This window comes from Geothermobacter hydrogeniphilus (genome assembly GCF_002093115.1).
GTDB lineage: Bacteria > Desulfobacterota > Desulfuromonadia > Desulfuromonadales > Geothermobacteraceae > Geothermobacter_A > Geothermobacter_A hydrogeniphilus.
The window spans coordinates 41,726-63,034 of sequence record NZ_NAAD01000016.1 but is presented as its reverse complement, the minus strand read 5'-3'; the positions used below and the strand labels follow the sequence as shown (position 1 = coordinate 63,034).

The window sequence follows — 21,309 nt, the reverse complement described above, 5'->3', positions numbered from 1 at the left end:
AGGCAAGTCAAAAAATCGTCGGAAGGTTCACAGCCGCCCGGTCGATGTGCTAGAGTTGCCGCTACTTTACCAAGGAGAAGAACAGATGTCCGACAAGCTCTACGATGTTGTTATTATCGGCGGCGGCCCGGCAGGACTGACCGCCGGTCTTTATAGTTCGCGCGCCCGGCTGAAGACCCTGCTGATCGAGAAAATGATCATGGGCGGCCAGGTGATGACGACCACCAAGGTGGAAAACTACCCCGGGTTCCCCGGCGGCATCGACGGCCCCGACCTGATGATCCGCTTCCAGGAGCACTGTCAGGAATTCGGCCTTGAAACCACCACCGGCGATGTGACCGGACTGCGTCTCGACGGTGGGCAGAAGGTGCTGACCGTCGATGGCGAGGAACTGAGAGCCCGGGCGGTGATCATCACCACCGGCGCCGAACCGAGCAAGCTCGGCGTTCCCGGTGAAGTCGAATTCACCGGCCGTGGCGTCTCCTACTGCGCCACCTGCGACGGCGCCTTCTTCCGCGAACAGGAGATCGCTATCGTCGGCGGCGGCGATACCGCGGCCGAGGAGGCGCTGTTTCTGACTCGCTTCGCCAAAAAGGTCTACCTGGTTCACCGCCGCGACAGCCTGCGCGCCACCAAGCTGCTGCAGGACCGGGTGTTCGCCAACGACAAGATTGAAATGGTGTGGAACAGTGTCGTCAGCGAGGTCAAGGGAGACCAGAGCGGCATGACGTCGGTCGACCTGCGGGACACGCGGACCGGAGAGGTCCGCAACCTGCCGCTGCAGGGGCTGTTTGTCGCCATCGGCGTGACCCCCAAGGCTCACTTTCTCGCCGGCGTCCTCGACCTCGACACCGACGGTCATATCCTCACCGATGCCGAATGCCGCACCTCGATGCCGGGGGTCTTTGCCGCCGGCGATGTCCGCAAGAAACTGCTCAAACAGATCGCCACCGCGGTCGGCGACGGCGCCGTGGCGGCGATTGTCGCGGAAAAATATATCGACGAACTCAACAACGCCTGAATGAATAACGCCGGGCAGGTCCCGATCTGCATGACGTCGTGACCTGCCCGCCCCCTGCCCCACCGGTATCCCGCCCTCCCGACAGCATTTCCCCGAACCGGATCACGATCACCGGAGCTTGCATCTGTCAGGCAAATGCAATATATTGATATTTGAATGAGTTGACCATCCCGGTCGACAGAGAAAGGACCCGATCATGGATATCTGGATCATGCTCGGCATCGTCGCCGTCTGGATTGTTCTACAGAAGTGGATCCTGCCGAAAATGGGTGTTTCCACCTGAATGTCCGACGCCTGTGACCTTCCGGTTCGGAAGGAAGAGAAAAAAACCGCGGACAGCAACGACGAAGCGGCCTGAAAAGGCCGCTTTTGTTGTATGAAAAAGCAGGCGTCTTGGAACTGTGGTGTGGATTGATCTGATAGTGATAAAGAACCGGTACCCTGATATCCGTAGCAAGACATCGCATGGTGGTAGGTGCGGGAAAAACAGAATCCCGGTTGATTCAAGTATTCTCTTAATTATTCCGCGAAGATAAGATCAGACTCAAAATCACCCTTCTGCGCCAAAACGCATTTTATAAAAAATAAGTATGTCAAGCAAAACAACAGCATGGCTAAATCCTTATTTTATAATGTCTTTTGCTGATATTTCCCTTGACATGGCGACCCCGTGGAGTAAAGTGCCTACTACGAAATGGTAATTTAAACCACATAAGAAAAAGGGCTCACCATGCACTGTCCAGTCTGCAAAAGTCTTGAGCAGGAACAAAAGAATCTCGACCTTCATGCCGAGGGTTTTTACGAAAACATCACCGAATGCCGGATCTGCGGCAGCAGCTGGTCGGTCAACCACGGCGTTGCGGAACTGATCAACGACCCGCAGGAGAAGTCCTTTCTGGAAGGGATGAGCGAATGCGTCGAGGGGGATGATTACGGCTGGGCCGCCTGAACTCGGCGCCCGAAGTTCCGGGGTCGCTCAACCCACCTTCCGCTCGCTATTCATTGAAACATTTCCCTGAATCAGTGGGTTTGTGCCGGATGAAGGGTGCAAGTGCCTGACCTGCCTGTGCTTTTCAAAAATCTAAGGCGCCCCCATAGGTTCGCCGGTGATTTTTAGGAAGCGCAGGCAGGTTAATGATTTGCGCTATTCGCCGGTAATAAGCTCACTGATTCAGGATTTCAGCATTTATTTAAATCGTTTTCAGCGCCGGCAGGGACACAACCACACTTCGCCGGATATCAAGAACCCCTTACAAATACGGCGAAAACAGCTTGCAGAAGGAGTCGGCCAGCTTGATGGTCAGCGGGCGCTGATCGATTTCGGCGAGGGTGATCTGCTGGGATCTGACACGGATGGCGTCGAAATGTTCACTGAGCTGATCGCACAGGGTGCGGTCGAAGACTTCAAGGTTGAACTCAAAATTGAGACGCAGGCTGCGCGGGTCGAGGTTGGCCGATCCGACCAGGCTGTAGTGGTCGTCGACCAGCAGCAGCTTGCTGTGGGCGAAGGGCGGCGGCTGATAGTAGATGCGGGTGCCATGCCGCAACAGCTCCCAGAAATAGGCCCGCGCCGCCCAGGCGACATAGGGCAGATTGTTCTTCACCGGCAGGATGAGCTCGACATCGACACCGCGCAGGGCGGCTGCATTGATGGCGGCGATCAACGACCGTTCGGGGATGAAGTAGGGGGTCATGATGCGGATCCGGTGGCGGGCACTGTTGAAGGCACCGATCAAAATCCAGCGCAGTTTGTCGTAATCCTCGTTGGGACCAGCGCTGATACCACGGCAGAAGGCCGCCCCCCGCTCCACCGGCGGCGGGTATTCGGGATTCCGAAACTTCTCGCCGCTGGCGAACGACCAGTCTTCCCAGAAGGCCTCCTGCAGCTGGCCGACCACCGGCCCCTCGATACGAAAATGGACATCGGCGGTGGCGCGGGGATTCTTGACATCGGCGGCCAGGTGCCGGTCGGCAATATTCATCCCGCCGGTGAAACCGACATGGCTGTCAATGATCAGCAGCTTACGGTGATTTCGCAGGTTGAAATGGATGCCGCGCCCGAACAGGGAGGGCGGCAGGAAACGCAATACCCTGATTCTCCGGTCGCGGATCAGCCGCCGGACAGGGGGGAAACTGTAGCGTTCACCGAGGGCGTCGATCAGCAACCTGACGGTCACGCCACGGGCGGCGGCGGCTTCCAGGGCAGCGATGAATTTCTTGCCGGTGGCCCCGGAACCGAAGATATAGGTAGCGAGGTTGATTTCCCGCTCGGCGGCGGCGATCGCCTCCAGCATGGCGGGGTAAGCCTGCTCGCCGTTGAACATCGGCACCACCCGGTTGCCCGAGGTCAACGGCCGGCGGGTGACACTGTCGGCCAGGGCGAGCAGAGCATGGTTGTTCTCATGCAGGAAGATCGGATCGTAACTGAAGCGGGGATGCCAGTAGCTGATGCTCGGTTCGGGCCAGGGACGCTCTTCGCCGCGGGACTGGACATCCCGGGCGCGGGTGCGGATGCGGTTGACCCCGAGCAACCAGTAGAGAACCACGCCGATACCGGGCAGAAAGAAGCAGAGCAGCACCCAGATCAACCCGGCCCGCGGATCGCGCTTGTTGAGCAGAGCGTGCCCGGCGGTGAGCATCGAAACCGCCGTCAGCAGCAGCCAGAGAAGGGCGTCAAGCACTGTGGTCACCTCATGGACACCCCCGGCAATGCGGTCGACATTCCACTGGAGGTGCTGACAGGAAGGACAATAACTATGGGATAACAGTAGCTTAGCAGAAAAGTATCAGGCTTGGCGGCGGCTGTCCAAGAAAAACGGCCCGCCGGAAGGGCGGGCCGCACGGGAAACGGATCGGAACCAGCGATTCAGCGCAGACTGGTGGCGCACCGCGGACAGGTCAGCATACTGGTCGATGGCACCTTGTGACCACAGGTCGGACAGTTGAACCAGTAGCGGCAATAGCGGCACTGGGGATCGGAAACGCCCTGTTTTTTCTTGCACTTCGGGCACATACGATACATCTTGCGGCGTTCCACATAGTCTTCGAAAATAAGACCGCACTTGGGACAGGTCTCCAGGTCGCGTTTGCGGATTTCATATTCGCAGCCCTGTGTCGGGCAACGAAAAACGGTCTTGCAGTTTTTGCAGAAATATTTTCCCTTGCTCTCTTCTTTACAAACAGGACACTTTTCCATAACAACCTCCCATCAGCCGGACCGGGCAACGGCAACCGGCCGCAATAAAAAAGCCGGGCCTGCGGGCCCGGCTTGCTAAGCTCTTTTCCAACAGGCCTCAATCGATTTTTCTGAACGCGGCAATCGCCGCGCCGCACACTTCACAGGGGCCATCCGGGGCCCCCTCGATGGTATTGCCGCAGACCTGACAGACATAATAATCGATCTCAACGTTACGGCCAAGGCTGTCCAGAGCCTTCTGGTACAGTTCAGCATGAACTTTCTCCACGGTATTGGCGTAGGAGAAACTTTTCAGCGCCGAATCAAACCCGGCATTGGTTGCTTCACGGATCATCTCCGGATACATATCGGTAAACTCGAAGGTTTCGCCCGCGACCGCCTCCTTGAGATTGGTGACTGTATCACCCACGCCACCGAGTACCCGCAGATGGGCATGAGCGTGAACGGTTTCCGCGGCGGCAGCAGCCCGGAACAGTTTGGCCACATGGGCATGACCCTCGATTTCAGCCTGCTTGGCAAAGGCCAGATACTTGCGATTGGCCTGGGATTCGCCGGCAAATGCTTCCTGCAGATGCTGCTCGGTTCTGGTGCCTTTCAGATCAGCCATGATTCTCCTCCTCAACAGTTAAGCGCGCCTTAATCAGGAAACAATAACAATCTTGAGCCAGAGGGTGCAGTTTATCAACCGGGACAGGATTGTCAACCATCACACCAGGCCCGTCTTACAAAGACCTGACTCCGTGAGTCCCTGTTGGAAGGAGAGTGCAAGTGCTTGGTCTGAATGTGCTTTTCAAAAACCTGAAGCGCACCCGCAGGTTTGCTGGTGATTTTGGGGAAACCCGGGCAGACCCATGACTTGTGCTGTCTGCCGGCAAGGGACACACGGGTTCTGAAAATACAAAAGGCAGGCCCATGGGGGTCTGCCTCAAGTTCTGCGGAGAGGGAAGAAAACTCAGAAAGCGACCTTTTCCTGATCCTGCCGGGCCACCTGGGGGGTTTCCTGCTTGAGGACGAATTCGTAGCTGTCCTTGAGTTTCTTGGTGAATAGGGCACCGATCAGCAACGGGCTGCCAAGCGGCAGGAGGATGCTGGCGGTCACCCACTTGGCACGCTCGCCACGATCAATCTCGTCGGATTTGAACGTATGTCGGACCGGCTCGTAGCCATCCTTTTGAATCACCACTTCATAGTCGGTTCCGGAATCACAGCGGTACTCAAGTTTACAGGGCGTGGTGCCGATCACTTCACCATTGACGATCACCTGGGCGCCGGGGGGCTCGGAAATAAAGGCAGCCTGGTTGGCGGCGCAGCCGCTGAGGAAAAGAGCCAGAACCAGAAGAGCGATGATTTTTTTCATATCCTGCGTTCCTGTCGACAAAGAGGTGTCGCGCTGGTGGCGGGTGCAGTCAACCTACAGTCGTTGCAACCCGCATGCCACAACAGAAGAAACTCGACTCTTTTTATCGGCAATAAAATCACTGCCCGACGCACGCCTCAGTCCACTTGTCTTTTCAGCTTGTTGCCCCGCTATTGGGCGCCTCTTATCTTGTCGGACTTAACCCGGCAAAGGATAAGCTCTTTTTCACTTTCCACCGCTCCGTGAAATCCCGTGGGCTTTTCACCACAGAGTGTCAACCAACTGTCGCGCCGGCGCCACACTTCCTGTCGGCCGCATCAAGATAGGGACGCAGGAAAACCCCGGTATACGATTCCGGGATCCGGACAACCTCTTCCGGCGTACCGACTGCCACCAGCCGACCTCCGCGGCTGCCACCCTCTGGACCGAGATCGATCAGATAGTCGGCGGTCTTGATGACATCGAGATTGTGTTCGATAATCACCACCGTGTTGCCGGTCTCGACCAGTCGCTGCAGCACCTGCAGCAGTTTTTCGATATCGGCAAAATGCAGCCCGGTAGTCGGCTCGTCAAGAATGTAAATGGTCCTGCCGGTGGCGCGTTTACTGAGCTCTTTGGCCAGCTTGACCCGTTGCGCTTCTCCGCCGGACAGCGTGGTGGCGCTCTGGCCGAGCTTGATGTAGCCGAGACCGACATCCCGCAGGGTTTCGAGCTTGTTCTTTATTTTCGGGATGTTCTCAAAAAATTTCGCCGCCTGGTTGGCGGTCATGTCAAGGACTTCGGCGATCGATTTCCCCTTGTATTTCACTTCCAGGGTCTCGCGATTGAAACGCGCCCCGTCGCAGGTGTCGCAGGTAACGAAGACATCGGGCAGAAAGTGCATCTCGATCTTGAGGATACCGTCGCCCTGGCAGGCCTCACAGCGTCCCCCCCTGACATTGAAGGAAAATCTCCCCGGTTTGTAGCCGCGCACCCTCGCCTCGGTCAACTCGGCGAACAACTGCCGGATATCGGTGAACACTCCGGTGTAGGTGGCCGGATTGGAACGCGGCGTCCGCCCGATCGGCGACTGGTCGATATCGATCACCTTGTCGAGCTGTTCGAGGCCGAGAATGGCGTCACAACACCCGGCCCGTTGCCGGGAACCATTGAGGTGTGACGCGAGCATGCGGTAGAGGGTATCGATGGTCAGGGTCGATTTACCCGAACCGGACACCCCGGTGACGCAGGTCATCACCCCGAGCGGGACGCGCACGTCAAGATTCTTCAGGTTGTTCTCCCGAGCGCCGCGGATCTCGATCCAACGCTCCGGCCGACGACGGGAGGCGGGCATGGGAATCTGCAGTTCGCCGCTCAGGTAGCGACCGGTCAGCGACACCGCATTGTCGAGGATCTGCCGGGGAGTGCCCTGGGCGACGACCTCGCCGCCATGCACCCCGGCCGCCGGTCCCATGTCAATGACATGATCCGCTTCGAGGATCGTTTCCTCGTCGTGTTCGACCACCAGCACCGTGTTGCCGATATCACGCAACCGCTTGAGAGTCTCCAGCAGACGCCGGTTGTCGCGCTGGTGCAAACCGATGGAGGGCTCATCGAGAATATAGAGCACCCCCACCAGGCTGGAGCCGACCTGGGTGGCGAGACGGATGCGCTGCCCCTCGCCGCCGGAGAGGGTCCCCGATGTCCGGTCAAGGGAGAGGTAATCAAGACCGACATGAGTCAGAAAAGAAAGCCGCTCTCGAATCTCTTTGAGAATCCGCCGGGCGATCTGTTGTTCCCTCGAGGTCAGTTCGAGTTCGGCGAAGAAGGTTTCCGCCTCGCCGATGGAAAGGGCACAGACCTGCTGGATATTGCGATCGCCGATGCGCACGTTGAGCATCTCCAGCTTCAGCCTGGCGCCGTTGCAGGTCGGGCAGGGCATGACATTCATGTACTGTTCAAGCTGTTCCCGCACCGTGTCGGAATCGGTCTCCCGGTAGCGCCGCTCCAGGTTGGGAATCACCCCTTCGAAGGCCTTCTGGTAAAAGTGCCGCCGTTGTCCCTGGTCCCAGAAAAAGCGGATCTTCTCCTCCCCGGAGCCCTGCAGGACAACCTGCCGTACCGGCTCCGGAAGTTCGCGGAACGGGGTGCGAATGCTGAAATCATAATGGTCCGCCAGCGATTCGAGAATGTTCTGGTAATAGACCCCGGTGCGGCTCTCCCAGGGTGCCACCGCCCCCTCGCGCAGCGAGAGGGTCGCGTCGGGAACCACCAGCTCCGGGTCGAAGTACATTCGCGTACCGAGACCGGAACAGTCGGGGCAGGCCCCGTAGGGATTGTTGAAGGAGAACATCCGCGGAGTGATCTCCGGGTAGGAAACACCGCACTCAACACAGGCGTGCTGTTCCGACCAGAGAGCGCTTTCACCGCCGACCACTTCGACCCGCACCGTACCGTCGGCCAGGCGCAGGGCGGTTTCCAGCGAATCGGCGAGCCGGGTGCGGATGCCCTCCTTGACCACCAGCCGATCGACAATCACCTCGATGGTGTGCTTCCTGTTCTTGTCGAGCGGGATCTCCTCCCCCAGTTCATACTGCTCGCCGTCAACGCGAACCCGGACGAAGCCGTCGGCCTGCAGCTGCCTCAGCTCCTTGCGATATTCACCCTTGCGTCCGCGCACGATCGGCGCCAGCAGGATCACCTTGCTCTTTTCCGGCAGCTCCAGCACCTTATCCACCATCTGCTGAACCGTCTGCGAAGCGATTTCCCGGCCGCACTTGAAACAGTAGACCCGGCCGATGCGGGCATACAGCAACCGCAGGTAGTCGTAGATTTCGGTCACCGTGCCGACCGTGGAGCGGGGATTGCGGCTGGTGGTCTTCTGCTCGATGGAGATCGCCGGGGAGAGACCCTCGATGCTCTCGACATCCGGCTTGTCCATCTGTTCGAGGAACTGGCGGGCGTAGGCCGAAAGGGATTCCACATAGCGCCGCTGCCCCTCGGCATAGATGGTGTCGAAGGCGAGGGTCGATTTCCCCGAGCCGGAGACGCCGGTGATCACCACCAGCTTGTCACGCGGAATCTCGACGTCGATATGTTTCAGGTTGTGCTCGCAGGCACCTTTGATGATGATTTTGTCGGTCATAAAAAATCAGGCTCTAGGCTTGAGGCCCAAGGTTAAAGGCATGAACTTCGATTGGCCACCCGCTCGTAATCCTCACTCAAGACGCCAAGGACACCAAGAAATCAAATCTCACAGGCTGTTTAGCTCTCCGCCAGGGGCAGTTTTTGCAACCCTAAACGCCTTTGCCTTTCTTGGCGTACTTGGTGTCTTGGTGGCTAAAGATTGTTGCTCATCTGCTCCGCCATGCCGATCGCCGCCGCCAGGCTGGCGGTGCTCGCCGTTCCAGTGCCGGCGATGTCGTAGGCGGTGCCGTGGTCAACCGAGGTGCGGACAATCGGCAGTCCGAGGGTGACATTGACGGCATCGTCGAAGTGCAGCAGCTTCAGGGGGATCAGTCCCTGGTCGTGGTACATGCAGATCACCGCGTCGTAGTCGCCGCGGGCGGCGAAGTGAAACAGGGTGTCGGACGGGAAGGGGCCCCGCACATCGATTCCCCGGTCGCGCGCCTGCACGATGGCCGGGAGGATCAGCCGCTCTTCCTCGTCACCGAACAGTCCTTCCTCCCCGGCGTGCGGGTTGAGCGCCGCCACCGCCAGGCGCGGCGTCTTGAGACCGAACTGTTCGCGGAAAGCATGATCGACGATGCGGATGGTGGCCAGAATCTCAGCGCCGGAAAGCACCCCGGGGACATCACGATAGGCGAGATGGGTGGTCACCAGGCAGACCCGCAGCCGCGTGCCGGCCAGCATCATCACCACCTTTTCCACCCCACAGCGCTCGGCCAGCAGCTCGGTGTGACCGGGAAAGCGAATGCCGGCGGCATTGATCGCCGCCTTGTTGATCGGACAGGTGACCATGCCGGCGGCTTCTCCGGTGAGGCAGGCCTGCGCTGCAGCCTCGACATAGGCGGCCATGGCCCGCCCGGCGGTCGCGTCCGGCCGACCGTAGACCAGACTGTCCGCCGGCAGGCTGGAGACCGGCCGGACCACCAGCGAACGCCCGCCGATAAGCAGTCGCTGCAGTCCACCAGTCTCCGGCTCGGCCCGAACCTCGGCAGCGAAAACGCGCGCCGCGCGTCGCAGCACACCGACATCACCGACCACCTGCAGCGGCCGGGCACGGTTCTCCAGCTCCCCCTCCAGCAGGGCCTTGACGAGCAGCTCCGGACCGACCCCGGTCGGGTCGCCCATGGTCATAATCAGCGGTTTATCCATAAATGAAATCCAAAATGGTAAGCAATGACTATAGCCGAGCGGGACCACAACGGGCAAGCAAAACAGAAAAAGGCAGAAAGGATTGCCGCGATCCCTTCCGCCTTTTGAGCCTTGAGCCTTGAGCCTTGAGCCTTGAGCCTTGAGCCTTGAGCCTTGAGCCTCGAAGATTATATTCTGATATCGATGTAGGAATCCTTCTTCAGGGTTGTCGTCCATTTTTTGAACTGGCGCTCCCGGTCCTCATCGACCAGCTTCTGCTTGATCTCTGCCTTGACCTGGTCAAAATTGCGGATATGACCGGGGGTGCGATCGACAACCTTGAAGATCAGGAACCCCGCCAGAGTCTGCACCGGGGAACTGTAATCGCCGGTTTTCAGCCCCGCGAGGGCTTCGCGGATGGCACCGGAAAGCTCGCCTTCCTTGAACCGGCCCATCTCCCCTCCCTGGGCCTGTCCGGACGCTTCAAGCTCCTTCAGCAGGACGGAAAAATCTTCACCCGCGCGCAGCCTGGCCAGCGCCTGAGCGGCACGTTGACGAACCTCGGCGATCTGCGCATCATCAGCATGCTGCGGCAGGGGAAACAGCAGGTTGGCGAGCTTGACGAAGGGGGGCTCTCGATAATCATCGATATGGGAACGGAAATAGAGGCGGATATCGGTGTCGGTGACATCGATCTTGCTCTGCACCTGGCGGCCGATCAGCTTGTATTGCAACAGCTGGGCGCGCAGCTTTTCCCGATAGGCATCGTAACTCATTCCCTGGGCTTCCAGGGCCTTGCTCAGTTGCTCCCTGGTGAGCTTGTTCTTCCGCTGCACGTCAGCAATGGCCTGATCAATCTCGGCGTCACTGACGGTCAGCCCGAGGGACTTGATCTGCTGCTTGACCAGAACCTGATCAATCATCCGGTCGAGCAACTTTTCCCGCAATGCCGCAATCTGTTGCGGCGGGATCTTGCGCCCCCTGGCCTCGTTGGCGAAATATTCCGCCAACTTGAGATCAAGCTGGTGGGTGGTGATGATGTCATCGTTGACGATCGCGGCGATCTTGCTGACCAGTTCGGCATGAACCGTTCCGGCAACCAGCAACAGCAACAGAAAAATCGGCAGGGTTCTTTTCAGGGTCCGCATGGCGCTTTCATCAATTCGGGTTCGGGTTCAATGCGCGGGACCTGCCGGCGGCGCGGGCGGTATCCCGTCAGTCGCCGTCAGTTTCATTCAGCAAATCCAGGTTGACTTCGATCTCGGCCCGCTTGCGCAGATTGACGAGCCAGGCCTGGTAGGCCCGTTGCTCCGCCTCGCGCTGCAACTCTTTGCGGATCTCCGGAGCCGCTTCTTCGAGCTTGAGCTTCTTCGCCGGACGCCGCTCCTCAACCAGGAAGAGATGATAGCCGTAGGGGCTCTTGACCAGGTCGCTGATACGGCCGACCGCCAGCTTGAAAACCACGGCATCGAATTCCGGCGGCATCTGTCCGCGGGCGAACCAGCCCAAATCCCCACCCTGTTCACCATCCGGGGAGAGGGAATAGCGACGCGCCAGGTCGGCAAAATCCTCACCCTGGCGCAACCGACCGAGCAACCGTTCACCCGTTTCCCGCTCGGCAACCACCAGTTGCCGCGCCCGAACCTGTTGCGGGCGCTTGAACTGGTCGCGATGTTTTTTATAATAAGCGGCGACCTCGCTTTCCGACACCCGCACCCCGGAATAGGCCGCCAGCGCGATCACCTTTTCGATGCGCATCCCTTCGGCCAGCCGGCGCCGCCAGTCATCACGGCTCAGGTCCTGTTCCCGCAGCAGTCGCTCGAACTCCTGCGGGGTATAATCGGAGGTCGTTTCCTCCAGCGCCTGTTCCACCTCACTCGGCGTCACCACGACATTCAGCCGGTCGGCCTCGGCCAGCGCCAACTCCCGATCGACAACCTGGCCCAGGTAACTGCGCCGCAACGTCCGCCGCTGTTCCGGGCTGAGTTGCTCTTCTCCCGGCAGCGTCCGCTCGAAGGAGCGATTGAACCGTGCCAGCGTAACCTCGCGTCCGTCAACCCGCAACAGCACCGGCGAGCGCCCTGGTCCCTCTTCCCGACAACCACTCAGCAGCATCGCGAGCAGTATTGAAAAGAATAATAACCTGTTGAAAACGCGGAAAACTTTCATCTCTGCGCGGCAGGCTACCATGCTCAGAGCAGGCGCCGCAATTCATTTCTGGCCATCTCCAGCAGCTCCCGGCCGGCGATTTTACCACAGTGCACGGTGAGCCGATAGTCCGGAGAAAACTGGTAGCGGTCGGGTTGCCGCAGCAGGGCGAGAATCTTTTCCGGCGGCACCGGGGTCTGGGCATGAAAAGCGCAGACTAGGCGTCGACCATCATATTCGGCCTGCTCGATCCAGAGCTGCTTGAGCAGCACCCGCAGGCGCATCACCTCCAGCAACAGGGACGCCGGCTCGGGAATTTCCCCGTAACGGTCGCGCAGTTCATCGGCCAGGGCGTAAAGATCCTCCTCCGCGTCGGCACCGGCCATGGCGCGATAAAGAACCAGCCGCTGGTTGGGGTCGGAAACATAGCTTTCCGGCAGGTAGGCCGAAAGCCCGAGGCGGATCTCGGGATCGACCTGCGGACGATGCTCACGTCCCTGCAGCTCGGCGATGGTCTCCTGCAGCAGTTCAGTGTACATCTCGAAGCCGACGGCGGCGATCTGGCCGGCCTGGCGGGCACCGAGCAGGTCGCCGGCACCGCGCAGTTCAAGATCATGGCTGGCGATGCGAAATCCGGCACCGAGTTCGGTCAGATCCTGCAGCACCTTGAGCCGTTCGCGCGCCTGCCGGGTCAACGCCCCCTCACCGGGGATCAACAGGTAGGCGTAAGCACGCTGTTTCGACCGTCCGACCCGGCCGCGCAACTGGTAGAGCTGGGCGAGGCCGAAACAATCGGCGCGGTTGATGATGATGGTGTTGGCACGCGGGATATCGAGACCGCTCTCGATGATGGTCGAACAGACCAGCACGTTGCTGCGCCCCTCGATGAAATCGATCATCACCTGTTCCAGCTCTTTCTCGCCAAGCTGGCCATGACCGACAGTGATCTTCGCCTCCGGCACCAGGTTGCGCAGGTAATCGGCCATCGGCTCGATATTCTGCACCCGGTTATGGACAAAGAAGACCTGCCCGCCGCGCCGCAGTTCACGGCGGATTGCCTCACTGACCAGTTCCTCGTCGAAACGGGTGACATAGGTGCGGATCGCCAACCGGTCGACCGGCGCCGTCTCGATAATCGACAGATCGCGCAGACCGGCCATCGACAGGTGCAGGGTCCGCGGAATCGGCGTGGCGGTCAGGGTCAGCACATCGACCTCGGCACGCAGTTTTTTCAACCGCTCTTTATGGGTGACACCGAAGCGCTGTTCCTCGTCGATGACAACCAGCCCCAGGTCCTTGAAGCGGACATCACGCTGCAGCAATCGGTGGGTGCCGATCAGGATGTCGACCCGGCCCTCCGCGACGCGCTGCAGAATCTCTTTCTGCCGCACCGGCGGGACGAAGCGGGAGACCATCTCCACCGTCACCGGAAAATCCCTGAGCCGCTCACGGAAGGAAACCAGATGCTGCTGGGCCAGAACCGTGGTCGGCACCAGCATCGCCACCTGACGACTGTCAAGAACCGCCTTGAAGGCTGCGCGGATGGCGACCTCGGTCTTGCCGTAGCCGACATCCCCGCAGACCAGACGGTCCATGGTCTTGTCACCGGTCATGTCCGCCAGCACATCTTCGATGGCGGCCAGCTGATCGGGGGTTTCCTCGTAGGGGAAGGCCGCTTCGAATTCCCGGTACAGGCGATCAGGGGGACTGTAACGATAGCCGCCGGTCATCTCCCGGCGGGCATAGATCTGCAGCAGTTCACGGGCCAGTTCCTCGACCATGGCGCGGGCCCGCAGGCGGGCCTTTTCCCAGCCCTGACCGCCCATCTTGTCCAGCTTCGGCTCGCCCCCTTCGCCCCCGACATATTTCTGTACCTTTTCGATCCGGTCGATCGGCAGGAAGAGCTTGTCGGCTCCGGCATATTCAAGATGGAGGAAATCACCCTCGACCGGACCGAGCTGCAGGTGTTCAAGCCCGTGGTAGCGGCCGATACCATGGTCGGCATGCACCACCAGATCGCCATTTTTCAGTTCCGCCAGCGAAGAGAGCAGCGCCCTGGCGCGCTCTTCGTTGCTGCGCCGACGCCGAACACGGCGACCAAACAACTCCTCCTCGGTGACCACCACCAGCTTTTCCAGCGGCAGGCGGAAACCGGACGAAAGGTCCCCGCGTACCAGCTGCAGTTCACCGGCGTCGGGCAGGGTGGAAAAGGGCGGGGGATCGGCGGGCAGGTCGAGACCGTAGGGCGCCAGCAGGTCGGCAAGCCGTTCCGCCTGGCCGCGGGTATGACAGACCAGCAGAATCCGCCAGCCGCCCTGCCGCCAGGAACTGAACCGTTCGGCCAGCTTCGCCAGGCCGCCGTCCGGCTGCTGCAGATCAGCCCGCAGGTCGCCGTTTCCCTGAGCATCGACCCGGAACAGGGGATGATCATCCTCCAGCCGGTAGACCTGCAGGCTGGAGAACTCAAGCCGCGGCCGCAGACTGAGCTGCTGTTCCAGTTCTTCCGGCGTGAGATAGAGACTCCCGGCCGCGACATAGGGTTCCCCGCGCCGGGCGGCAGCCGCCTCACCGTCGTGTACTTCACCGGCGAAAACGTCTGCTCCCTGTTCGACCGCCGGCGGATCGACCAGCACCCAGCGGGCATCGTCGACGTAGTCGAAGAGGGTATCGAGCCGTGCATAGTTGAGTGGCAGCAGGAAACTGCGACCGGGCGCGAGCAGCCCTTCGCGCGCCTCGTCGGCAACGGTCTCCCGCACCGATCGGGGCAATCCGAGCTCATCGCAGCGATCCTTGAGCCGGGTCAGAAAACAGTTCAGGTGCTCCCCGGCAAGAACCAGCTCGCGTGCCGGCTGCAGTTCGACCCGGGAACAGGACTCCGGCAGAGAGCGCTGGCTGACCGGATCGAAGGGACGAATCTTTTCCAGCGTGTCACCGAAGAATTCGAGCCTCAAGGGACGTTCGCCGCTCGGCGGAAACAGGTCGAGGATGTCACCACGCACCGAGAAGGTGCCTCGATCCTCAACCAGCGGCACCGGCTGATAACCGAGTTCACCAAGACGCGTCAACAGCTGTTCACGGGGATATTCGACATCCAGCTCGAAACATTCGCTGAGCTGGGCCAGAACCTGTCGCGGAATCAGTTTCTGCAGCAGCGACTGCACCGGCAGCACCACCGCCCGCAGCTGACCGGAAGCCAGGCGTGCCAGGGTCGCCAGCCGCGTCGCCTCAACCTCGGGGTGCGGCGTCAGGACGTCGTAGGGCCGCATCTCCCAGGCCGGCAACTGGCCGATTTCCCCGGGTCGGCCATGGTAAAAGGCGAGATCCTGCGCCAGCCGCGTCGCCTGCTTCTGGTCGGGTGCCACCACCACCAGCGGCCGCGCAGCTTCCGCCAGCAGCCGCGCCAGCAGATGAGCTCCGGCGCTGCCGTGCAGACCGAGAACCTCGGCACGACCGGTCGAGGCGGCGCACTGCTCGACAATGCTGCGGATGGTGGCGTGCTGGATATCCTGGGAAGGGTCTTCGGTCATGGTTAAAATCTGCCACCCGCTCGCTGCGCTCGCTCAAGACGCCAAGAGCGCCAAGAAAAACAAAAGATTCAAAAGGGTTGCTTGGCGTTCTTGGCGTCTTGGCGGCCAAATGCCTCTGGAATGTTGAGCCAGAGCAACAGACGACAGCAGATGCAAAGCGTCTCTCGACTAAGGGAACGAGGTGTAGCGGCAGCTACGTCGCAGCGACCGAAGGCGGGAGCAACGCGAGATGGGTGCTTTTCAGCCGCCCTCGCACCCACAATCTCACCTGAAAACACGTCCCCACCACTACCGCTCCAAGGCGGCTCAAAAGTGCCCGGATGCAAGGCGTCTCCCAACTGAGGGCGTGAGGCGTAGCGGCAGCTACGTCGCAGCGACCGAAGGTGGGGCAACGCAGCAGATGGGTGCTTTTCAGCCGCCCTCGCACCCACAATCTCATCTGAAAACGCTTTCCCACCACCGCTCCAAGGCGGCTCAAAAGTGCCTAGATGCAAGGCGTCTCCCAACTGAGGGAGTGAGGCGTAGCGGCAGCTACGTCGCAGCGACCGAAGGCAGGAGCAACGCAGCAGATGGGTGCTTTTCAGCCGCCCTCGCACCCACAATCTCATCTAAAAACGCTTTCCCACTACCGCTCCAAGGCGGCTCAAAAGTGCCCAGATGCAAGGCGTCTCCCAACTGAGGGCGTGAGGCGTAGCGGCAGCTACGTCGCAGCGACCGAAGGCGGGAGCAACGCAGCAGATGGGTGCTTTTCAGCCGCCCTCGCACCCTAATCGCGGGGGACTGCCAGCATCCTGTCCAACGCCATCTTCGCCCGCACCCGAACCTCCTCAGCCACTGTGATCCGCGGCTCAAGGGTCTGCAGCGCCCTGAGAATATCTTCAAGATTGGTCAGTTTCATATTCGGGCAGATCAGCGCCTGGCTCGGCAGGATGAACTCCTTGTCCGGGTTCTCCTTGCGCAGCCGGTAGAGGATGCCCATCTCGGTGCCGACGATGAACTTGCGGGCCTCACTGCTGCGGGCGTATTCGTACATGCCGCTGGTCGAACAGATATGGTCGGCCAGTTCGAGAATTTCGGGGGTACACTCGGGGTGGGCCATGAACAGGGCATCCGGGTGGTCGGCACGGGCCTGCTCGATATCGGCAACCTTGAGCCGGTCGTGGGTCGGACAATAGCCTTCCCAGCAGATGCATTCCTTGTCCGGCAGGTGCGAAGCGATGTAACGGCCGAGATTGCGATCGGGCACCAGCAACAGTTTTTTCGTCTCGAGTGAGCGGGCCACGTTGACGGCGTTGGAGGAGGTGCAGCAGATATCGCTTTCGGCCTTGACCGCCGCCGAGGAGTTGACGTAGGTGACAACGGTGGCGTCGGGATGCTGCCGCTTCAGGTCACGCAGCCCTTCTGCAGTGACCATGTCGGCCATCGGACAACCGGAATCGGCGCGCGGCAGCAACACGGTTTTCTGCGGAGCGAGAATGGCGGCGCTCTCCGCCATGAAATGGACCCCGCAGAAAACGATAACCTGTTTGTCGGTGTTCGCCGCCTCCATCGACAGGCCGAGGGAATCCCCGGTGATATCGGCTATTTCCTGAACCTCGTCACGCTGATAGTTGTGCGCCAGCAGCAGGGCGTCGCGCTCATCACACAGACGGCGAATTTCCTTTTTGATCTCTTGCTCGGTCATGACGATCCTTCTTAATCTTCCATTTGAAGATTCCGTAAACGGCACAGGGGCGCAGTCTAGTGGAAAAGTCCTGCTATGTCAAACCGTTAAGCCCCTTTCACATCCTTGACTTGCCCCCTGATTGCGGCTATTCTCAACCGACTCTCAACCAGGACTCTACGACATGTTTGGAATCGGCTTCCCTGAACTGCTGATGATTCTCGCCATCGCGCTGATGGTCATCGGCCCGAAAAAACTCCCCGATATCGCCCGTGCCATGGGGCGGGCCATGAATGAATTCAAGAAAGCAACCGACGAATTCAAGCACACCATCCAGGAGGAAACCCGCACCGACGAGTTGCGCAGGCAGATTCTCGAGGGCGGCAAGCTGCAGCCTCCCGACAGTGCCGAGGAAGAACCCGGACCCTACTACAGCGGGGTGAAAACCGAGGTCGACGACGAACCACAGGAAGGGCTCGGGCCGCTGGCCGAACAGACCACGGAGGAGACGAGCGGGACCGACGCGTTGCGCGAAGACTCGACCAACGCCGAGCTGGATGACAAGCAGGACAGCCTGAACAAGGAAGAGCACAAGGATGAGCAACGTGGCTGAAGAACAATTGCCGCTGATGGCCCATCTTGAAGAACTGCGCAAACGCCTGACGATTTCCGCCGCCGCCTGGTTCATCGCCTTTCTCGTCTGCTACAGTTTTGCCGAACGACTGTTCAGCTACATCGCCGGGCCGGTCAAGACCGCCCTGCCGGAAGGCAGTTCGCTGGTCTTCATCAACGCCACCGAGCCCTTCTTCACCTACATGAAACTCGGTGCCCTGGCCGGCTTCCTGGTCGCCCTGCCTATCATTTTCTGGCAGATCTGGGCCTTCATCGCCCCCGGACTCTACAGCAACGAGAAACGGCTGGCGATTCCCTTTGTCCTCGCCAGTTGCCTCTGCTTCGGCGTCGGTACCTACTTCGGCTTCTTCTTCGTCTTCCCGCGCATCTTCACCTTCCTGATTGGTTTCGGCCTGAAGGGCAGCCTGGCGCCGATGCTGTCGATGGGCGGCTATCTCTCCTTTGCCACCAAGCTGCTGTTCGCCTTCGGTGTGGTGTTCGAACTGCCGATCATCATCTTCTTCCTCGCCCGCATCGGCATTGTCGACTACAAGTGGCTGGCCGCCAAGCGCAAGTACGCGCTGGTGATCGGCTTCGTCATCGGCGCCATCCTCACCCCGCCCGATGTCTTCTCCCAGGTCGCCCTGGCGTTGCCCTTTGTCATTCTCTACGAAATCGGCATCTGGGTGGCACGTTTCTTCGGCAAGAAGAAAACCGCGGATGAATTTGAAGATGAGGATGAAAGCGAAGGGGAGGGGGAAGCCGACTGAAGTTGACCAACCTCTTCTGAAAACTGCAAAAAGGGGCTGCTCACCATGCGGGAGCAGCCCCTTTCGTTTGCCAAGACCAACCGTTCCTTCCGTCACGGTTCGATGCAGTCTCACCCCCCTGTAACCTCTGTTGCGAGGCGGTCGAGACGTGCCCAGATGCAAGGCTTGCGAAGACTGAAACCGCAGGCGTAGCGGCAGCTACGTCGAGGATTGAAGGCTGAGCGTAACGCCGCAGATGGGTGCGTATCGGCCGCCTCAGCAGTTGTCGCAGGGCTGCCAGAGTCGGTCGGCCCGCCCACCGTCATTGGCCAGCCGGGCCCAGACGAAGCAGAGGTCGGAGAGGCGGTTGAGGTAGGTCAGGGCCCGGGGGTTGATCTTTTCGACCCCCTCCTCTTCGACCAGCCGCCAGGCCTGGCGTTCAACCCGCCGGGCGGTGGCGCGGGCCAGATGCAGCAGCGCCCCGGCGCGGGTGCCGCCGGGCAGGACGAAGCTGGTCAACGGTTCCAGCAGAGCGGTGACCCGATCAACCTCGGCTTCGAGACGTTTCACGTGATTATCGGTGATGCGCAGGGCCCGCTCACCGACCGCCCCGTCGCTCGGCGTGGCGAAATCAGCGCCAAGATCAAACAGGTCGTTCTGAATCCGCTCCAGTTCCGGCCCGACACCCTGCGGCAGCGCTTCGAGCAGCACCACGCCGAACAGGCTGTTGAGTTCATCGACCCCGCCATAGGCCTCCACCCGGAGCGACTGTTTCGGCACCCGGGATCCGTCGACCAGGCTGGTCTGTCCCTTGTCGCCGCCGCCGGTGGTGATCCGGTCAAGCTTGACCATCGAAGAATCTCCTGTGCTTGAAATTTTCCATTTTATCGTTTACGGCCACGGTTGTCCTTTAGCGTCCTTGCGCCTATTATACCCCTCATGCACGCGACAACTGCAAATCAAACTTCTCCCGCGCTGAAAATCTCCAAGCTGCGCAAACGTTTCGACGGCCCTGAAGTGGTCAAAGGGATCTCCTTTGAAATCCGCGCCGGCGAGATCTTCGGCCTGCTCGGCCCCAACGGCGCCGGTAAAAGCACCACCATCAACATGATCGCCGGAGTCACCCGCATCGGCGGCGGCCGGGTGGAAATCTTCGGCCTCGACAATGTTCGCGACTACCGGCTGACCCGCCGGCTGACCGGAGTCATGCACCAGGAAATCGTCATCGACAACTTCTTCACCATCGACCGGTCGCTGCGCATCCACTCCGGCTACTTCGGGGTCGATGACGATCCGGCCTGGCGCAACATGCTGATTGATCGTCTCGGCCTGCGGCCGCATCTCGGCAAGGTGATCATCAAGCTCTCCGGCGGCCTGAAACGGCGGATGATGATCGCCAAAGCGCTGATTCACAAGCCGAAGCTGCTGATCCTCGATGAACCGACCGCCGGCGTCGATGTCGAACTGCGCCATTCGCTGTGGGACTTCGTCCGCGAGATCAACAACCAGGGGACCAGTATCCTGCTCACCACCCACTACCTCGAAGAAGCCGAGCAGATGTGCGAACGGATCGCCATCATGAACCACGGCGAAATCCTCGCACTGGAAAAGACTTCCAGCCTGCTGCAGCGCTGCGGCCGGCGGGAGCTGGTGCTGCAACTGAAACACCCCCTGGCTTCGCCGCCGCCGGAGCTGGCGGACCTCGAGCCGCGACTGGAGGGGGAGGGGCTGATTCTGACCCTGCCGGTGCCGCAGGGGGCCGCCAGCGGTGAATTGCTCGGGCGCATCAGCAGCCTCGGCCTGCAGGTGGCGGAGATTGAAACCCGGCAGCCGAACCTCGAAGATATCTTTATCGAAATGACCGGTCTCAAAAACAACGGGGAAGGGGAAGCATGAAACTGGTTTTCGGCGATCGCCGCTACCATCGCTGGCAGCCCTTCTGGACCCTGACTCAGAAGGAAATCCGCCGCTTTCTGCGGGTGTCATCGCAGACCCTGCTGGCACCGATCATCTCCGCGTCCCTCTACCTGTTCGTCTTCGGCGCCACCCTCGGCGAGCGAATCAGCGTGCTGGAGGGCTTCTCCTATGCCCAGTTCGTCATTCCCGGCCTGATCCTGATGGGGGTGATCAACAACTCCTTCGCCAATACCAGCTCCAGCCTCTTCATGTCGCGCTATCTCGGCAACATCGTCGACCTGCTGGTGACACCGATCTCTCCGCCGCAGTTCATCTGCGCCTACACTTTGGCGGCGATGATCCGCGGCATCGGCGTCGGCCTGGCGGTCTGGTTGATCTCGACCCTGTTCGCCCGACTCCCCTGGGCGCACCCGCCGGCAGCCCTGGCAATGGCCTGCCTGGCCAGCTTCCTGTTCGCCCAGTTCGGGCTGCTGGCGGCCATTTTCGCCAATAATTTCGACGCCCTGTCGATGTTTACCAACTTCCTGATCCTGCCGCTGATCTATCTCGGCGGGGTCTTCTACCCGATTTCCATTCTGCCCGGCTTCTGGGCCGGCCTCTCCCATCTCAACCCGCTTTTCTACCTGATCGACGGCTTTCGCCACGCCGTCCTCGGCGTCGGCGATCTCTCCTTCAGCGTCGCCTTCGGCGTCGCCGCGGCACAGGCGATCCTTCTTTTCAGCATCGTCGCGCTGCTGATCGGCAAGGGATACCGGCTGCGCAACTGAAATCACCAATGCGCCAATACACAAGGAGATTCAAAAGCCTTTTAACGCAGAGGCGG

At 60.3% G+C, this 21,309-nt stretch carries 17 protein-coding genes; 6 read left to right on the top strand and 11 right to left on the bottom strand.

Annotated elements, in window-relative coordinates; genetic code table 11:
• The first annotated feature begins 85 nt into the window (after positions 1-85).
• Both trxB and B5V00_RS12580 read left to right on the top strand, forming a co-directional pair.
• Entirely contained in the window at positions 86-1,021 is a 936-nt protein-coding gene (gene trxB, locus B5V00_RS12585; protein ID WP_085011158.1) for a thioredoxin-disulfide reductase, read from the top strand.
• 730 nt (positions 1,022-1,751) lie between these two features.
• Entirely contained in the window at positions 1,752-1,970 is a 219-nt protein-coding gene (locus tag B5V00_RS12580; protein WP_085011157.1) for a hypothetical protein, read from the top strand.
• A 301-nt stretch (positions 1,971-2,271) separates the two neighbouring features.
• On the opposite strand, the gene cls is transcribed toward B5V00_RS12580, so the two are convergent.
• The 10 genes from cls to nadA form a co-directional block, all read right to left on the bottom strand.
• Positions 2,272-3,702 (bottom strand): cardiolipin synthase, encoded by a 1,431-nt coding sequence (gene cls / locus B5V00_RS12575; protein WP_245803967.1) that lies wholly within the window; start codon positions 3,700-3,702, stop codon positions 2,272-2,274.
• 185 nt (positions 3,703-3,887) lie between these two features.
• A complete protein-coding gene (locus tag B5V00_RS12570) occupies positions 3,888-4,217 on the bottom strand; it encodes a hypothetical protein (RefSeq protein ID WP_085011156.1) in 330 nt (109 codons plus the stop codon).
• A gap of 97 nt (positions 4,218-4,314) precedes the next feature.
• Positions 4,315-4,824, bottom strand: coding sequence for a rubrerythrin family protein (locus B5V00_RS12565; protein WP_085011155.1), 510 nt, complete (start codon positions 4,822-4,824; stop codon positions 4,315-4,317).
• 345 nt (positions 4,825-5,169) lie between these two features.
• Positions 5,170-5,574, bottom strand: coding sequence for a PEGA domain-containing protein (locus B5V00_RS12560; RefSeq protein WP_085011154.1), 405 nt, complete (start codon positions 5,572-5,574; stop codon positions 5,170-5,172).
• A gap of 274 nt (positions 5,575-5,848) precedes the next feature.
• The gene (gene uvrA / locus B5V00_RS12555) at positions 5,849-8,698 is read right to left on the bottom strand and encodes an excinuclease ABC subunit UvrA (RefSeq protein ID WP_085011153.1); all 2,850 of its coding nucleotides are present in this window, start codon (positions 8,696-8,698) and stop codon (positions 5,849-5,851) included.
• 194 nt (positions 8,699-8,892) lie between these two features.
• Positions 8,893-9,891, bottom strand: a complete 999-nt coding sequence (gene pdxA, locus B5V00_RS12550) for a 4-hydroxythreonine-4-phosphate dehydrogenase PdxA (protein WP_085011152.1) — start codon at positions 9,889-9,891, stop codon at positions 8,893-8,895.
• A gap of 167 nt (positions 9,892-10,058) precedes the next feature.
• Positions 10,059-11,018, bottom strand: coding sequence for a SurA N-terminal domain-containing protein (locus tag B5V00_RS12545; protein WP_085011151.1), 960 nt, complete (start codon positions 11,016-11,018; stop codon positions 10,059-10,061).
• Between the two features lie 67 nt (positions 11,019-11,085).
• Complete coding sequence (locus B5V00_RS12540; protein WP_172399745.1) at positions 11,086-12,039, bottom strand: peptidylprolyl isomerase; 954 nt, start codon at positions 12,037-12,039, stop codon at positions 11,086-11,088.
• Positions 12,040-12,062: 23 nt separating this feature from the next.
• Entirely contained in the window at positions 12,063-15,545 is a 3,483-nt protein-coding gene (gene mfd / locus B5V00_RS12535) for a transcription-repair coupling factor (RefSeq protein WP_085011149.1), read from the bottom strand.
• Positions 15,546-16,311: 766 nt separating this feature from the next.
• The gene (nadA, locus tag B5V00_RS12530) at positions 16,312-17,229 is read right to left on the bottom strand and encodes a quinolinate synthase NadA (protein WP_085011148.1); all 918 of its coding nucleotides are present in this window, start codon (positions 17,227-17,229) and stop codon (positions 16,312-16,314) included.
• Between the two features lie 163 nt (positions 17,230-17,392).
• Between nadA and tatB the strand changes: the two genes are divergently transcribed.
• Both tatB and tatC read left to right on the top strand, forming a co-directional pair.
• On the top strand, positions 17,393-17,821 hold the full coding sequence (tatB, locus tag B5V00_RS17310) for a Sec-independent protein translocase protein TatB (protein WP_085011147.1): 429 nt from the start codon (positions 17,393-17,395) through the stop codon (positions 17,819-17,821).
• On the top strand, positions 17,805-18,590 hold the full coding sequence (gene tatC / locus B5V00_RS12520) for a twin-arginine translocase subunit TatC (RefSeq protein WP_085011146.1): 786 nt from the start codon (positions 17,805-17,807) through the stop codon (positions 18,588-18,590). The genes tatB and tatC overlap by 17 nt, the downstream gene beginning before the upstream one ends.
• A gap of 255 nt (positions 18,591-18,845) precedes the next feature.
• Here tatC and B5V00_RS12515 read toward each other — a convergent pair whose 3' ends face one another.
• Complete coding sequence (locus B5V00_RS12515) at positions 18,846-19,421, bottom strand: cob(I)yrinic acid a,c-diamide adenosyltransferase (RefSeq protein WP_085011145.1); 576 nt, start codon at positions 19,419-19,421, stop codon at positions 18,846-18,848.
• 87 nt (positions 19,422-19,508) lie between these two features.
• Here B5V00_RS12515 and B5V00_RS12510 point away from each other — a divergent pair, with 87 nt between their 5' ends.
• On the top strand, positions 19,509-20,465 hold the full coding sequence (locus B5V00_RS12510; RefSeq protein WP_085011144.1) for an ABC transporter ATP-binding protein: 957 nt from the start codon (positions 19,509-19,511) through the stop codon (positions 20,463-20,465).
• Positions 20,462-21,253 carry an ABC transporter permease gene (locus B5V00_RS12505; protein WP_085011143.1) on the top strand — a complete coding sequence of 264 codons (792 nt, stop codon included), beginning with the start codon at positions 20,462-20,464 and terminating at the stop codon, positions 21,251-21,253. The genes B5V00_RS12510 and B5V00_RS12505 overlap by 4 nt, the downstream gene beginning before the upstream one ends.
• Positions 21,254-21,309 lie beyond the last annotated feature (56 nt).

Coding starts and splice junctions, on each gene's coding strand:
- B5V00_RS12560 (WP_085011154.1), bottom strand. CDS start 5,574: ATGAAAAAAATCATCGCTCTTCTGGTTCTGGCTCTTTTCCTCAGCGGC.
- B5V00_RS12570 (WP_085011156.1), bottom strand. CDS start 4,217: ATGGAAAAGTGTCCTGTTTGTAAAGAAGAGAGCAAGGGAAAATATTTC.
- B5V00_RS12580 (WP_085011157.1), top strand. CDS start 1,752: ATGCACTGTCCAGTCTGCAAAAGTCTTGAGCAGGAACAAAAGAATCTC.
- uvrA (WP_085011153.1), bottom strand. CDS start 8,698: ATGACCGACAAAATCATCATCAAAGGTGCCTGCGAGCACAACCTGAAA.
- B5V00_RS12510 (WP_085011144.1), top strand. CDS start 19,509: ATGCACGCGACAACTGCAAATCAAACTTCTCCCGCGCTGAAAATCTCC.
- B5V00_RS12565 (WP_085011155.1), bottom strand. CDS start 4,824: ATGGCTGATCTGAAAGGCACCAGAACCGAGCAGCATCTGCAGGAAGCA.
- tatC (WP_085011146.1), top strand. CDS start 17,805: ATGAGCAACGTGGCTGAAGAACAATTGCCGCTGATGGCCCATCTTGAA.
- pdxA (WP_085011152.1), bottom strand. CDS start 9,891: ATGGATAAACCGCTGATTATGACCATGGGCGACCCGACCGGGGTCGGT.
- tatB (WP_085011147.1), top strand. CDS start 17,393: ATGTTTGGAATCGGCTTCCCTGAACTGCTGATGATTCTCGCCATCGCG.
- trxB (WP_085011158.1), top strand. CDS start 86: ATGTCCGACAAGCTCTACGATGTTGTTATTATCGGCGGCGGCCCGGCA.
- B5V00_RS12505 (WP_085011143.1), top strand. CDS start 20,462: ATGAAACTGGTTTTCGGCGATCGCCGCTACCATCGCTGGCAGCCCTTC.
- B5V00_RS12540 (WP_172399745.1), bottom strand. CDS start 12,039: ATGAAAGTTTTCCGCGTTTTCAACAGGTTATTATTCTTTTCAATACTG.
- mfd (WP_085011149.1), bottom strand. CDS start 15,545: ATGACCGAAGACCCTTCCCAGGATATCCAGCACGCCACCATCCGCAGC.
- B5V00_RS12515 (WP_085011145.1), bottom strand. CDS start 19,421: ATGGTCAAGCTTGACCGGATCACCACCGGCGGCGGCGACAAGGGACAG.
- B5V00_RS12545 (WP_085011151.1), bottom strand. CDS start 11,018: ATGCGGACCCTGAAAAGAACCCTGCCGATTTTTCTGTTGCTGTTGCTG.
- nadA (WP_085011148.1), bottom strand. CDS start 17,229: ATGACCGAGCAAGAGATCAAAAAGGAAATTCGCCGTCTGTGTGATGAG.